The 14,276-nt window shown below is 45.9% G+C and carries 14 protein-coding genes and 1 pseudogene; 11 read left to right on the forward strand and 4 right to left on the reverse strand.

The genetic code is table 11. The features are described from left to right. Positions 1-351, reverse strand: a pseudogene (locus tag L865_RS25790) (hypothetical protein); the annotation flags it as partial. A 442-nt stretch (positions 352-793) separates the two neighbouring features. Here L865_RS25790 and L865_RS0119265 point away from each other — a divergent pair. From L865_RS0119265 to L865_RS0119280, 4 genes are all read left to right on the forward strand, one after another. Beyond that, on the forward strand, positions 794-1,204 hold the full coding sequence (locus L865_RS0119265; RefSeq protein WP_028774732.1) for a nitrous oxide-stimulated promoter family protein: 411 nt from the start codon (positions 794-796) through the stop codon (positions 1,202-1,204). 66 nt (positions 1,205-1,270) lie between these two features. After that, positions 1,271-2,176, forward strand: coding sequence for a hypothetical protein (locus tag L865_RS0119270; RefSeq protein ID WP_028774733.1), 906 nt, complete (start codon positions 1,271-1,273; stop codon positions 2,174-2,176). A 93-nt stretch (positions 2,177-2,269) separates the two neighbouring features. Further along, positions 2,270-4,330, forward strand: a complete 2,061-nt coding sequence (locus L865_RS0119275) for a S9 family peptidase (RefSeq protein WP_028774734.1) — start codon at positions 2,270-2,272, stop codon at positions 4,328-4,330. A 164-nt stretch (positions 4,331-4,494) separates the two neighbouring features. Then, entirely contained in the window at positions 4,495-5,034 is a 540-nt protein-coding gene (locus L865_RS0119280; protein WP_425423654.1) for a lipid-binding SYLF domain-containing protein, read from the forward strand. 49 nt (positions 5,035-5,083) lie between these two features. Here L865_RS0119280 and L865_RS0119285 read toward each other — a convergent pair whose 3' ends face one another. After that, positions 5,084-5,992, reverse strand: coding sequence for a LysR family transcriptional regulator (locus L865_RS0119285; RefSeq protein ID WP_028774736.1), 909 nt, complete (start codon positions 5,990-5,992; stop codon positions 5,084-5,086). Positions 5,993-6,134: 142 nt separating this feature from the next. On the opposite strand from L865_RS0119285, the gene L865_RS0119290 reads away from it, so the two are divergent. From L865_RS0119290 to L865_RS0119320, 7 genes are all read left to right on the forward strand, one after another. Then, positions 6,135-6,821 carry a type 1 glutamine amidotransferase domain-containing protein gene (locus L865_RS0119290; protein ID WP_028774737.1) on the forward strand — a complete coding sequence of 229 codons (687 nt, stop codon included), beginning with the start codon at positions 6,135-6,137 and terminating at the stop codon, positions 6,819-6,821. A 28-nt stretch (positions 6,822-6,849) separates the two neighbouring features. Beyond that, positions 6,850-8,007 (forward strand): iron-containing alcohol dehydrogenase, encoded by a 1,158-nt coding sequence (locus L865_RS0119295; protein ID WP_028774738.1) that lies wholly within the window; start codon positions 6,850-6,852, stop codon positions 8,005-8,007. Between the two features lie 360 nt (positions 8,008-8,367). After that, positions 8,368-8,658 carry a hypothetical protein gene (locus tag L865_RS0119300; RefSeq protein WP_028774739.1) on the forward strand — a complete coding sequence of 97 codons (291 nt, stop codon included), beginning with the start codon at positions 8,368-8,370 and terminating at the stop codon, positions 8,656-8,658. Continuing rightward, positions 8,655-10,274, forward strand: coding sequence for a PepSY-associated TM helix domain-containing protein (locus tag L865_RS24215; RefSeq protein WP_051484702.1), 1,620 nt, complete (start codon positions 8,655-8,657; stop codon positions 10,272-10,274). Before L865_RS0119300 ends, L865_RS24215 begins: the two co-directional genes overlap by 4 nt. Then, positions 10,271-10,489: a hypothetical protein gene (locus L865_RS0119310; RefSeq protein WP_028774740.1), complete on the forward strand. Its 219-nt coding sequence runs from the start codon at positions 10,271-10,273 to the stop codon at positions 10,487-10,489. Before L865_RS24215 ends, L865_RS0119310 begins: the two co-directional genes overlap by 4 nt. 285 nt (positions 10,490-10,774) lie before the next feature. Then, complete coding sequence (locus tag L865_RS0119315) at positions 10,775-11,410, forward strand: YqiJ family protein (protein ID WP_028774741.1); 636 nt, start codon at positions 10,775-10,777, stop codon at positions 11,408-11,410. Positions 11,411-11,442: 32 nt separating this feature from the next. After that, on the forward strand, positions 11,443-13,239 hold the full coding sequence (locus L865_RS0119320) for a flotillin family protein (protein ID WP_028774742.1): 1,797 nt from the start codon (positions 11,443-11,445) through the stop codon (positions 13,237-13,239). Between the two features lie 125 nt (positions 13,240-13,364). Here the strand turns inward: L865_RS0119320 and arsC are convergent, their stop codons facing one another. Together arsC and L865_RS25750 are read right to left on the reverse strand one after the other, a co-directional pair. Next, positions 13,365-13,784 carry an arsenate reductase (glutaredoxin) gene (gene arsC / locus L865_RS0119325; protein ID WP_028774743.1) on the reverse strand — a complete coding sequence of 140 codons (420 nt, stop codon included), beginning with the start codon at positions 13,782-13,784 and terminating at the stop codon, positions 13,365-13,367. A gap of 299 nt (positions 13,785-14,083) precedes the next feature. Continuing rightward, on the reverse strand, positions 14,084-14,276 hold a 193-nt coding region (locus tag L865_RS25750; protein WP_028774744.1), incomplete at its 5' end, for a hypothetical protein.

The raw sequence follows: 14,276 nt of genomic DNA on the forward strand, positions 1-14,276 counted from the left end.
CTCTGGCTCTGGCTCTGGCTCTGGCTCTGGCTCTGGCTCTGGCTCTGGCTCTGGCTCTGGCTCTGGCTCTGGCTCTGGCTCTGGCTCTGGCTCTGCAGCAGCTTGCTCAGTCTGAATATCATTGGCAACTTCGGTGGGCTGTTTGTCGAAACTTACCCCTTCATCCAGAGGAGTCGACACGTCTTCCTTGTTGGCATTCTCTTCAGCTGCAGTTGAGTCTGACTCAATCTGTGCAACTTCCTTCTCAGTTGGTTGCTCGGCTTGCTGTTGTTCTTCACGGGCCAGTCGCTGCGCTCTCAAATAGAGATAAACACCTACAGCAATGAGCAAAATAATGGCTATGCCTTTCATTGTTATCCACCGTTTATTAGGTTGCCTAAATTCAATGTTACTCACTTATGCCCATCAAATTTGGACAGATAGTAACCAATGTTATTATTCGGTTCTTACGCTCAAAATCAACTATTTATACCCATTTTTCGCATCTACATCAAAAACCTAGGTGAATTTCTAACACTGAATGTGTTTCAACCTGTGTAGCGAAGAGTATTTATGCTAATTAATACAATTGATTAGTGATAAATGTTGCCACTGTCCAACTGAGTAAAATCAAAACAACAATTGTGGTTAGATTAATCCCTAAAAATGAACCGCGACCAGCATCGACCACGCTAAAACACTATTTTGTGCGCATGTTCATAAAACACGGCGCTAGTTTTGTCATCGCTGCCAACTCGTCCTACTATAGCTATAACCCAGTGGTTCAGTCGGAATTAGAAGTAGGTGCGATATCATGAAAACGGATGAGATTTTAGGCGGCAAATTGCTGCGTGAATTCAATACAATTTCAGCGATGGTGCAAATCTACTGTCGATCGCACTGTGCCGCTAAGGGCAAAGTTGACCAATGTGAGCATTGCCAGAGCTTTTTAGAGTATGCCCATACTCGATTAGATAGATGCCCCTACGGTGAACAAAAACCCACCTGTAATAAATGTCCGGTGCACTGCTACAAACCACATATGAAAGCCAAGGCCAAAGAGATCATGGTGTATGCCGGCCCGCGTATGCTGCTGCCTCACCCCATAATGGCCATTAGACATTTGTGGTCTGAGCGCAGCCCAGTTCCTGGCAAACCGCCTGCAGCTAGTTCAAATCGTCATATTCGTTTGAACAAAGGCCAGTCACCTAAGGCATCCACTTAGCTAAGTGTTGAATTTTCATCCATATTGCTTGCAAGTCGGTCACAATTAAGTCGACAATAGAGCAATATGAATGATTACAGTGGTTTTTTAGCACAAGGTTATTGGTGGCTGTCATTATTAGGCGGGATTCACTGTATCGGCCTCGGCCTGTATATTCGCTATGCGTATCGTGAACAAAGCCATGATAATCAGCACAACAGTAACCACAAACTATTAGGCGGCATCTTCAGCTTAATGGGACTGTACTTCTTTACTGGCATGCTCAGCAAAGACAGCTCCCCTGTTCCAATGCACATCGTGTATACGCTTATTATCCCTATCTATTTTATTTTGATGCCCATGCTGTATTTGTATTGTTACCGCAGCTTGCACAACATCAAGGGCAGTATCAATTGGTCAGTACACCTATACCTTCCTATCGCGGTGGCCAGCATTGTCGCGGTGACTGCAATGCTCGACAGCCACTGGATCCAAGATATTGATATCGACTCCTTTAATCTTAGTGACGATATCAGTTACTTTACCGCTATTGGTATGGCCCTCCCTGCACTGCTAAGCGTGCAAACTTTGACCTATTTTGTACTAATTATTAAGTTGCTGCGACAGTTTAGAAGTCGAGCGCGCAGAGCCCATTTAGGCAACCTTAAAGATATAAAGTTTCGCTGGTTGATGGCGTTAACAATCGCGCTGATGAGCAATTGGCTAATACGCACCATATTCCTTATTTTGCCATTTTATTTTGGCGACCACATTGGCCAACTGGCTCAAGCTGTCACCCGGTTAGCTTTGCTGATAACTGTCTATGTACTGGCTATTTACGGTTTACAACAAATCACTAAGGCCGCCTTTTTACGCGGAAAACTGGCACCACAAAGTCCACCAAACACTCCTACTCGCAGCAGCACCCAACTGCTCAACTCTGAAGAACTCAATTACTTACAGAAATTAATTCAAGATGAGAAAAAAGAGTGATGCTGCGTATTTAAGCACCATTTGAATTACGGTAAGGTATCTGCGCAAGCAGATCTGCAAGTCAATAAATAATTCATTAGTAAAGGGAATACGATGGGGCGAGTTAATCAACTGTCAGCATTGGCGCTTATGTCAATGTCACTGATAGCCAGTAGTAGTCTGGCATCACAGCGGGATCACACCATTACCACTGACGACTTTTTCTCTGTAGCCGGGATGGGCGGTGTGCAGTTAAGCCCTGATGGAAGACAAGCCGTTTGGCTTGAATCTCGTTGGGACAAAGAGCTGGATAAAGCGCAACGCGACCTCTGGCTCGTTAACACCAAATCAAGCCAAAGCCAACGGCTGACTTTCACCAATGAAAGTGAATCGAGCCCCCAATGGAGCCCAGATAGCCAATACATCTATTACCTTGGACAACAAGGCGACAAAGAAGGTAAGGCACCATTTAACGCCAAACGCCAAGTTTTCCGCTTTAATGTCAGCACCTTGCAGTCAGTACCGGTTACCAAAGAAAAACGCGGCGTAAAATCCTATCAACTTAGCCAAGACGGCAAGCAGCTGTACTTTACTACCAGCAAAGAAAGCCAAGATGACGATACATGGGCCGGCATGCGTGCCAGCCATAGTGCACCCCAGTATGGCCATGGCAAGCAAGATACCAACCCACTATACAAACTGGATTTACAGCATTACACCCAAACGCTATTGCTTGATGATGACAAGGTAGTGTGGGAATTTAGCGTAAGTAATGATGGCGGCAAAATTGCGCGGATCACCACCACAGATACTGAACTGGTGTTCTTAGAAGGCTGGTCAAATATTGAAGTATTTAATACCTCTGATGCCAGCAATAAAGTGCTTGAGGACAGTGCTTGGCGCGAGCAAGCGCCTTCGCCTTATGGCTGGCTGCTAGGATTGAGCTGGCACGACGATAACCAGCAATTGGCTTTTCGTATCGACTACGATGGTCACCCAGGACAGCTATTTGTTAACCAAACCAATCAAGACAAACTACTTGAGATCAGTCGTCCTGGCGATGCCACTTTAAATGGCAGCAACATTAACTGGCGCCCAGACAGTGATGAAATTTGCTACCGTGGCAGTGATCATGGCCGAGTAAAACTGTTCTGTACCGAGGTCGATGACGGCAAACAAGGTGATACCCGTACGGTTGTAAACGGCGACTTGGTGATTGGCAGTTATAGCTTCAGCCACAATGGTAAAAAGCTCGCCTTTAGCCACAACGGCCTTGACCATTTTTATGACATGTTTATCGCCGATGCCAACAGCAAACGGGCTAAGTACAAACGTATCACCAATATTAACCCCCAGGTCGACACTTGGGTGTTACCGCAAATCTCAACCGTCAGTTGGCAAGCCCCCGATGGTAGCACTGTAGAAGGGATATTAGATTTACCTGCAAGTTACAAACCTGAAGATGGACCACTACCACTTATCGTACAAATTCATGGTGGCCCAACTTCCGCTACGCCCTATGCATTGCAACATCGCTCTTATGGTCGCTCAACATTTACCGCTAATGGCTGGGCACTGTTATCACCCAACTACCGTGGTTCAACCGGTTACGGTGACAAGTTCCTAACTGATTTGGTTGGCCACGAACATGAGATAGAAGTACAAGATATCTTAGCTGGGGTCGATTACCTGATTGCCGAAGGGATTGCAGACAAAGATAAAATGGCAGTTATGGGGTGGAGTAACGGTGGCTACCTGACCAACGCACTAATCGCTACCACTGAGCGCTTCAAAGCTGCCAGTTCTGGGGCCGGCGTGTTTGATCAACGTTTACAATGGATACTCGAAGATACCCCAGGTCACGTGATTAACTTTATGGATGGTAAGCAACCTTGGGAAGACCCGCAGCTGTATTCCCATGGCTCATCGCTGACCTACGCCGATAAGATTAAAACGCCGACCTTAATCCATATTGGAGAAAATGATGCTCGAGTCCCACTGGGCCACGCTCAAGGTCTATATCGTGCATTACGTCATTACCTCAATGTGCCAGTAGAACTGGTGGTCTATCCTGGTGAAGGCCATGGATTAAGCAAATACCAACATCGTAAAGCGAAAATGGAATGGGATCAGCGCTGGTTTAACTACTACGTGCTTGGAATCGAACCTAAGTAACAAAGCTGAATAACGACTGTCTTAAACAAAAAAAACGCCCATCATGGGCGTTTTTTATACATAGGCATTTGATTCCCATAGCCAGATCCGTATGCTGAAGGCTCAATTGTCCTTAGGGAGCGCACATGAAAAAGCTAATCACCCGGTTCACTGTTGTATTGACTATGATGGCGACATTGCTATTTAACCCCGCTGCGCTAGCAGATGAAAGCTACGGCGCCGCAATCGATAAATTTAAGCAGGCCCCTGCTACGCAAAAGTTCTTTGATAGTGCTTACGGTTTTGCCATTTTCCCAACCGTTGGTAAAGGTGGATTTGGTATTGGAGCCGCCTATGGCAAAGGCCGAGTTTATCGTGGCGGTGGACATACTGGCGACACCAGCTTATCGCAACTGTCTATCGGTTTTCAGGTGGGTGGCCAAGCATACAGTGAAATCATTTTCTTTAAAGATGCCAACGCCTATAACGAGTTTACCAGTGGTAGCTTTGAATTTGGTGCTCAAGCCTCTGCAGTAGCAATTAATGTCGGCGCCAATGCCCAAGCTGGTACCACAGGTAACTCAGCAGGTGCTGGACAAGGTGGGGCCAATAAGGCCGCATCTGCAGCATATATTAATGGTATGGCAGTATTTACGGCTGCAAAAGGTGGCCTAATGTTTGAAGCGGCGCTGGCCGGTCAGTCCTTTACGTTCGAAGAAAAGTAACCTAAACAAGCGGGCCAGCAAATCGTTCATTGGTGAGTTTGCTGGCCAGTTAACTTTGCGCGTGGGCGAGTTTTTGAAAGTAATGCACCAAAAAATCAACCAACAAGCGCACTTTCTTCGCCCCTGCAGACCCCGGCGGATAAACACCGTACACATCAATATCGGCAAGCTGATAGTCGGCCATAACCACTTCTAACAGACCTTGGTCCACTTTCGGTTTGGCATCGTAAGTGGGAATACGGGCAATGCCATAACCTCCTTCAACGAAAGCCGTACGAGCCGCCGCATTATTGGTGGTAATGTCACCTTTAACCTTCACCCTAAAAGAGCGGCTGCCCTGCGACAAATCGATGTAAGGCGCACCCAATTGATAAATAACCCATTGGTGTTGCTCAAGCTCACTGGGCGTAGTCGGCCTACCATGTTGCTTAAGGTAGCTTGGAGAAGCATAAAGTTGGGTACTTAAACGTGATAACTGCCGTGCATGCAGATTCGAGTCCACCAGCGGCGCACCGCGAATCGCTAAATCCACCCCAGACTGGATCAGATTAACCACTTCATCGCTAAGCATGATATCGAGTTCAATTTTAGGAAACTGGGCTTTAAATGCCTTCAGCGCTGGCACCACCAGTTGCAGCCCCATATTCACCGGACAAGTAATTGACAAACGCCCTTCTGGTTCACTGCGAAAGTGCTCCATTTTTTGTTGGGCAACAATCGCTTGCTCGACAATCAATCGACTGCTGTCGTAGAAAGCTTTACCTGCTTCGGTTAAAGACAAACTCCGTGTTGAGCGATGCAACAAGGTCACACCAAGGCTAGCCTCAAGCTTTTTCATATGATAGCTAACCACAGTACGGGTAAGCTTGAGCTGACGCGCCGCCGCACTAAAGCTGCCCTGTTCAACCACATGGCTGAATACGACCATGCTCTTTAGTTGTTCAAAAATATGACTCACAAAGCCAACCAATCCCAGTATTGATTCAAAAATTAGACTAATGTTATCAAAATAATCGCCATTGGCGAACCGCGCTGCAGCTTCTATAGTAAACCCACTTAAAAGAGCCTATTGGCATTTGATGCCCAGCCAAGGAAATAACATGACCTCAGCAACAAAACATATTTTGATGGTACTGACCTCACATGACGCCCTCGGTGATACCGGCAAAAAAACCGGATTTTGGGTTGAGGAGTTCGCAGCGCCTTATTATGTGCTCGCTGATGCCGGGGTTAACATTACCCTCGCATCACCAGCAGGTGGGCAACCGCCTATCGACCCAAGCAGCGAATTACCAGACTTTCAAACTGCGGCCACCCGCCGCTTCGACCAAGACAGCGAACTGCAAACTAAACTGGCCAATACCACCAAGCTGAGTGACGTTGATCTCAGCGATATTGATGCCGTGTTTTACCCAGGTGGCCATGGACCACTGTGGGATCTAACTGAAAACACACAGTCGATTGATATCATTGAACAGCTATACGCTGCCGGTAAGCCCATTGCCGCCGTCTGTCATGCCAGTGCTGCTTTATTATTTGCCAAACACAATGGCCAAGCCCTAGTAAAAGGTAAGGCTGTTACCGGTTTTAGTAATTCTGAAGAAGATGCGGTGCAGCTCACTGATGTTGTGCCATTCTTATTAGAAGATGAGTTAATTCAGCTAGGCGCTGACTACCAAAAGGTCAGCGACTGGGCCCCCTTTGTCATTCAAGATGGCAATATTATTACCGGACAAAACCCAGCTAGCTCTCATGGTGTAGCCGAAAAGCTACTTCAAGCACTGTAATCATTTCGTTTTATTGAAGGTAAAAACCATGTTCAATTTCAGTTTTCAAAACCCAACGGCGATTCATTTTGGTGAAGGCCATATTGAAAAAATCGCAAGCGAGATCCCTGCCGATGCCAAAGTGCTAATGCTGTATGGCGGCGGCTCCATCAAAGCTAATGGCGTTTATGATCAAGTTGTTGCAGCGCTAAGCCAGCATAATTTTGTGGAGTTTTCAGGCATTGAGCCCAATCCTACCTATGACACCTTGATTAAAGCCTTAGCGGTGATTGAAGCCAATGACATCGATTATTTGCTTGCGGTAGGTGGTGGCTCTGTTGTTGATGGCAGTAAGTTTATTGCCGCCGCTGCTTGCTTTGAAGGCGATGAGCCTTGGGATATTTTAGCTAAACAAGCACCTGTCACCCAAGCCATGCCGCTGGCGGCAGTGCTGACCCTGCCCGCAACGGGTTCAGAAAGTAATGGCAACTCAGTTGTTACCCGTGATGGCAATAAACTGGCCTTTTCTAGCCCATTAGTGAGGCCCACCTTTGCAATTCTTGACCCTAGTGTCACCCTGTCGTTATCGGAGCGCCAAGTTGCCAATGGTGTTGTTGATGCTTATGTTCATGTGATGGAGCAATACCTCACCTACAGCGTTGATGCAAAGGTTCAGGATCGTTTTTGTGAGGGATTATTAATGACCCTCATCGAAGAAGGTCAGCGGGTTATGCAGGCAGAAAATCAGCAAGACCTTACATTGCGCGCCAACATCATGTGGTCAGCGACTATGGCACTCAATGGGTTAATCGGCGTAGGTGTTCCGCAAGACTGGTCAACTCACATGATTGGTCACGAGCTTACTGGTAGCCACGGTATTGATCATGCCCGAACTTTATCTATCGTACTGCCAGCAGTCATGAAAGTCTGCACCCCAGAAAAGCGCAGTAAACTGCTCCAATATGCTGAACGCGTATGGCATATCACTGAAGGCAGTGATGATGAAAAAATTGCCAGTGCCATTAGCCAAACAGAAGCATTTTTCAAACAGATGAAAGTCCCGACTCGCCTTAGTGATGTGGATTTAGGCGCTGCCGATATCGACAACTTAGTGCAGGGGTTAGAGCAGCACGGCATGCTAAAACTTGGCGAACACGGCAATATCGATTTAGCGAAAAGCCGACTGATTTTAGAAACCGCCCTGTAATTTGTCCTCACCTAAGGCTAAGCCAGCGCTTAGCCTTACTTTTTTGTTCTCACAGCTCACTAGTTGCTAGCTTTGTAGGTAATTTTCAACCTCCACCTCAGCGAGAAATGTAAAGATTGGCTTTAGCTATCCACTTAAAGTCGAGCTTCACTTCGATCTCAAGTCAAAACCAACTCCCTTTAAAACAATAACTTAAACAAAAAACCAAGCCAATCAAAGGCAGTATTCATTCCATTCAATTAACGCAAATAACAACTATTACTATTTTCATTCATTGACGTAACAAACTAAACTGGTAACATTTTTGCGCATCGATTTTGACTTCACGTGCACTCAGCAACTGACCAGGCGCCTGCAATTATGAGTAACAAAACCACCTTTACCGCCACCAAGTGGCGCAACCTCATGGCGATATTATTGGCACTTATCACGGCTACCGTGATGATCCCTGGCATGACGGTCTATTTACCTTTCTCGTTTGAAGAGCAAATTCTCCTACCTATCTTGCTGTTTCCGTTGATATGGTGCGGTCTGTTTATTTATAGCTACATGGCTAACAAAGCTTGGCAACCACTGGTACTGATGGCGTTATTGACCTTAAGCCATGGTGCCTTGAGTTATATCGCACTCACTCAAGGAGCAACCGCATGAAAAGCTTAACCATTAAAAAGCTGTTTCAAATGCACAGTTGGGTGGGGATTGTCACCGGCATATTGCTGTTTATCGTTGCATTTACTGGCGCAGTTGCGGTATTTGCTCGACCTGAACTGATCATTTGGTCTAATGCTACTGGCAGTGAATTACCTCGCGAAGTGGCGCCACAACAAGTGGAGCAGCTGGTCAATGAATATAGTCAGCATGTACCCAGCGAATTTACCGAAAATATCCATATATACATGCCAACGGGCTACAACTATACCGAGCTAACTTTGGTTTTTGAGTCACATCACGGTGACGAAAATTACGACCAACCTGTGGCCTACGCCTATGAAATTAACAGTAATACCTTTGCTCTTGAACGCCAATTCTACGGCCTAACCGGCGACTATTACGAAGGCAGAAAGTACACTGCGGGGGCTTTTATTGGTCATTTCCATGCTGACTTACACCTTGGCCGACCGGTGGGGCTAATATTAACTGGGTTTATGGGGCTCACCTTGATGATTTCGGTTATCACTGGCTTATACATTCACCGCGAGATGTTTAAGCAGCTCTTTACCTTTAGACGCGATAAAAGTATCAGCGTGGTCACCAGCGACGCCCATAAACTCTTTGGCTTATGGGGAAGTGTCTTTCATTTTGTAATTGGCTTTACCGGCGCATTCTTGGGGTTAGCCACGGTCATTTTATTGCCTGCTGCCGCGTATGTTAGCTTCAATGGCGATCAAGATAAGTTAGTTGAAACCTTTACCGCGATGCCAGAACCGGTGATTAGCGAGCAATACCAAGCCACTGAAATAGCCAGTATTATGACTCACATTAGCGCTCGAGATGAAAAAGCAACGCTGATGGATCTAACTGTGATGGCACTCAATGATAAAAACTCGACCGTTTATGCCCGCATGTTAGGTGGAGAAAACTTTGCCTCCGAGCTACTTGAATACCAAGGTAATGGCGACTTCAGTAAAGCCATGAGTAGTTTTGGCGATATTGGCGGTTGGGCCATTACGATTATTGAGTGGTTGTTCCCGCTGCATTTTGGCAACTTTTCAGGTGTATTTGTTAAAATCCTATGGGGATTTTTGGGACTCACTACCGCGCTCATTCCACTTTCAGGAGTGATGATGTGGCTATCAAAGCGTAGTCGCGGTAACAACAGCGACCTCTCTGCCGTTGCCTATCAACGTTGGAATAGACTCATCATTGGCAGTTGCGGCGGTATCGTACTGGCTTGCGCCGTGATGTTTCCCGCGCAAGTGATACTAAACACCACGGTACATGGCGTGGCGCAAAACAGCTGGTTTGCTCCAATATTTTTTGGCAGTTGGTTAGCTTGGCTACTGTTATCTGTGTTGCCTATCGATTATCGTCGTTTATTACGGATTAACTTAATCATTGTTGCCGCCGCCTTATTACTTATCGTGCCACTTAAAATTATTACTATTGATGGCTATTTGGGATTTGTATTAGCAAGCGATTATCGATTAGTGGCAGGCATTGATTTGAGCTTTGTAATTATCGGCAGCTTATTTAGCTATATCGTCTTTCAACTAAAGGGCAGCCATGCTGCCCTGAGTCGCAAACCTCTGCAACAGGAGGTCGCATGATCTACCTTAGCTTTATTTTAGTCATACTGAGTATCTATCTGACTAAACACACCCAACTGCATAGCGGGGTTAAATGGCCAATCGCGGCAGGACTGTTGTTAACTGCACTCTGGCTGACTCAGCCGCTGTTGGGCACCGCGGCGGCGATTGTAGCCCTAGTAGCAAGCGTACTGTTATCCGGTATCTTGGTCGCGATGCTAATCAAGCGCAGCTAACCAGCAGCGGCTAAATGACTTATGCTTAGACATCAGTGGTCATTGATTGACAATTGCCACTGATAATCCATAGCTAAAACCTCCACAAAACATTGAAATTAAAGCCTAAAAATTCAACTAAACCCATATAGCCAACATGATACGACCTCCACAGGGATAGCAACCAATTAGGGTTTCTATACCGGTAGGGTTTTGCTATAGTTTTAGCGCTGAAACACGAGGATGCTATCATTTTTTCCTTTTATTTCAGCAAAATGGAATGTTGTATTGTACATGGAGGCTACAATGGTGGATTTTTTGTTCGCCCACGCTAATTTACCCTTTTCACTGGCACTCAGTTTTGTGCTGCTACTGGGACTATTCGAAGCGCTATCTTTAATTCTGGGATACAGCCTAGTTGGCGCCATGGATAATTGGAGTCCTATCGATGTAGATATCGACACCGATGGTTCTGCATCAGGCTTTACCGGCGTATCCGGCTGGTTGTGCCTCAATAGATTACCGCTGCTTATTTGGTTTGTGTTGGTGCTAGTTAGCTTTGCCATTGCCGGTTACAGCAGTAATTTTGTGTCGTTGTTGCTCATTGAGGCTCCGCTGCCTCAACTGTTTAGTCTGCCTATTGCCTTATTGTTCACCGCATTTTCTTGTCGATACACCGGCGCTGGCGTCGCACGCATATTGCCTAAGAATGAATCAACCGCCGTCTCTATCGACAGCCTATCTGGCAGCGTAGGTACTGTGACACTAGGTTGTGCGATACAAGGCAAGCCAAGCGAAGCCTTGGTAAGAGATCAGCACCAACAAAAACACTATGTGTTAGTGGAACCGGATACTTCAGATGCAGAGTTTCCAAGCGGGACCCAGGTGGTGCTGCTAGCGCGTGTTGGCCGAGTTTGGTCAGCCGCTAAGTTAGAAAAATAAATCAATAACTGTTTAATTTAAGGGAATAAAACATGGATGAGATTCAGGGTATTGGCTCAACGTTAGGTAATGGCTTTATATTTATTATTGCCGGTGCTGTCTTGTTGGGCATGTTAGTTATCGGTCTAATTTTTGCCAAACTGTACCGCCGCGCGTCTAAAGAGATGGCATATGTACGAACCGGGTTTGGCGGCGAGAAAATAGTTAAAGATGGCGGCGCCATTGTGCTGCCGGTTTTGCATGAGACCATTGCGGTCAATATGAATACTTTGCGCATCGAAGTAGAAAAGATGCAGAAAGATGCCTTAATCACCAAAGACAGAATGCGGGTAGATGTCAGAGCTGACTTTTATCTTCGGGTTGCCCCCAGCGCCGAAGGCATCTCCATGGCAGCACAAACACTGGGCTCGCGTACTACCCGCGTTGACGAAGTTAAAAAGTTAATGGAGTCAAAGTTTGTTGACGTACTGCGTGCCGTTGCCGCAGAAATGACCATGACCGAGATGCATGAACAACGTTCAGACTTCGTGCAACGAGTACAAAATAATGTTGCTAATGATCTAGAGAAAAATGGACTAGAGCTAGAATCTGTATCGTTAACCGGTTTTGACCAAACCGATTTGCAATTCTTTAATGAAAATAATGCTTTTGATGCCGAAGGTCGGGCTCGTTTAGCTAAAATCATTGAAGAAAAACGTAAAGAAACCAACGATATTGAACAAGAAAACCGCATTAAAATAGAGATGCGTAACCTCGAAGCTGAAAAAGAGTCATTGAGTATTGAACAAGCAGAACAGGAAGCTAGGCTTATTCAACAGCAAGCATTGGACTTTAAACGTGCCGAGCAAAAAGCGGAAATCTTGAAGCAGCAGGAGCAAAAAACCCGCGAAGAGCGTGAAGCCGAAATTGCCAAAGAGCGCGCTATCGAAAGTGCAGAAATTGAAAAAACCAAAGATATTGAAACTCGAGAAATTGAAAAACGTAAAGCCATTGAGCAATCACGTATTCAGCAGCAACGCGATATTGAAGTAGCAGAACAAGACAAGCAGATCGCCATTGCACAGAAGTCAGAAGAGGAATCAGCAGCACGGGCGAAAGCTGCGGAAGCCGAAAAAGTAAAAGTAGAAAAACTCGAAGCCGTTATCACCACTCGTCAAATTGCCGAAGCTAATCGTAGTAAAGAGATTGAGGTCATTGACGCCCGTAAAGAAGCAGAACGTGAAGCGGTAGGCATTACCGTACAAGCTGAAGCGGAAAAACGTGCCGCTGAAGATAAATCAAGTGCCATCTTAATCGAAGCCAAAGCCAGTGCAGATGCCAAAATGCTAAAAGCTGAAGCGGATGAAAAAGTTTATGCGGTTGAAGCGGCGGGTAAACAAGCGCTGCACGAAGCAGAGAATGTGCTCAGTGATGAGCAAATTGAACTGCAAAAATCACTCGCGGTACTGGAAGCACTACCTGAAGTGGTTAAACAATCGGTTAAACCGCTTGAGAATATTGAAGGCATTAAAATTTTACAAGGCTATGGTGCCACTGGTAGTGACGGGGCTCAATCGGGGGTCATCGCTCAAACAGGACAAGCAGGTATTGCTGAGCAAGTGACTAGTGCTGCCCTAAACTACCGTGCAAATGCGCCAGTTGTTGATGCCATGCTACGAGAATTAGGTCTTGTTGATGCGGATAAAGGCGGATTAAATGATCTGCTCAATGGTAATAATTCCTTAGCCGCCGATGCGTTATCAGCTATTGACCCTAACAAGCTCAATGGTAACGCCGCTGCGACACAAGATGCACTACCCGCCAAAAAAGACAATCCAAGCGTAAACTAGACGTTTGGACTAAGCCATTAAGCTTGGACTAAGCCATTAAGCTTGGACTAAGCCATTAAGCTTGGCCTAAGTCATCGCATTTAATGCCACCAACAAAAAGCACCTTTGGGTGCTTTTTGTTTTAGTCACTTAACCAGCTTGCCATTATCATCCAACACCTGTTGCCCACCTTCTTTAAACAGCGGGCCTGTGGGCCAAGCTTCTAGTACATCCAGCACACTTTCACTCGGGCGGCATAACTTGGTGCCTCTGCGTGTGCATACAATCGGGCGATTAACCAATATCGGATGGATCAGCATCGCCTCAAGAATAGTCTCATTGCTGACCCCATCAGCCATCAAGCCTAGTTCTTTTGCGGGAGATTTCGTGGTTCGCAGTGCTGTTTTTGGGGTTAAATCTGCAGCGGCAAACAGAGCCTGTAGTTGAGGCTTAGTCCAACCATGTTGTAAGTATTCAATCACAATAGGCTCAAAACCAGCCTGACGAATAAAATTGAGCACATTTCTTGAAGTACCACAGTCTGGGTTATGGTGAATAACAATCACAACACACTACCTCCATGAATTTCGTGAGTCAGGCCGCTGATATGAGAGCACTCCATTGCACTGTTAAGCGCATCTAGAATTTTTATTAGCCATTTACCTATTTTAGGTTGGCAGGTTCAATATTACCAAATCGCGATTTGCCGCTAAACTGCCATCGTAATCAACTCATATAAAAAATGGCCTTTATCATTCGATAAAGGCCATCTCATATATATTTAACGCTTGCCGCAAACCTAATCAGTTAAGCGTACAACGGTCTCAACATACCAGTGTTTGGGTTACTTGTCGCTGCAAGTTGATTAGTCTTGTTGCACTGTTGCTTCGGCAGAACTAGAGTAAATCGTACTTAGATCGTCACCCACAGCATAACTTTCGAAGTCCTCAGATAGCACTGCAGTATCGCTCTCATCAGCAATGACGATATCATCAGCGAGTAACTCTTTTGCTGATTCTTTCGATGAGCTACCAATACGAACTTGATACGTTTCTGTC

The organism is Shewanella waksmanii ATCC BAA-643 (genome assembly GCF_000518805.1).
GTDB classification, from domain to species: domain Bacteria; phylum Pseudomonadota; class Gammaproteobacteria; order Enterobacterales; family Shewanellaceae; genus Shewanella; species Shewanella waksmanii.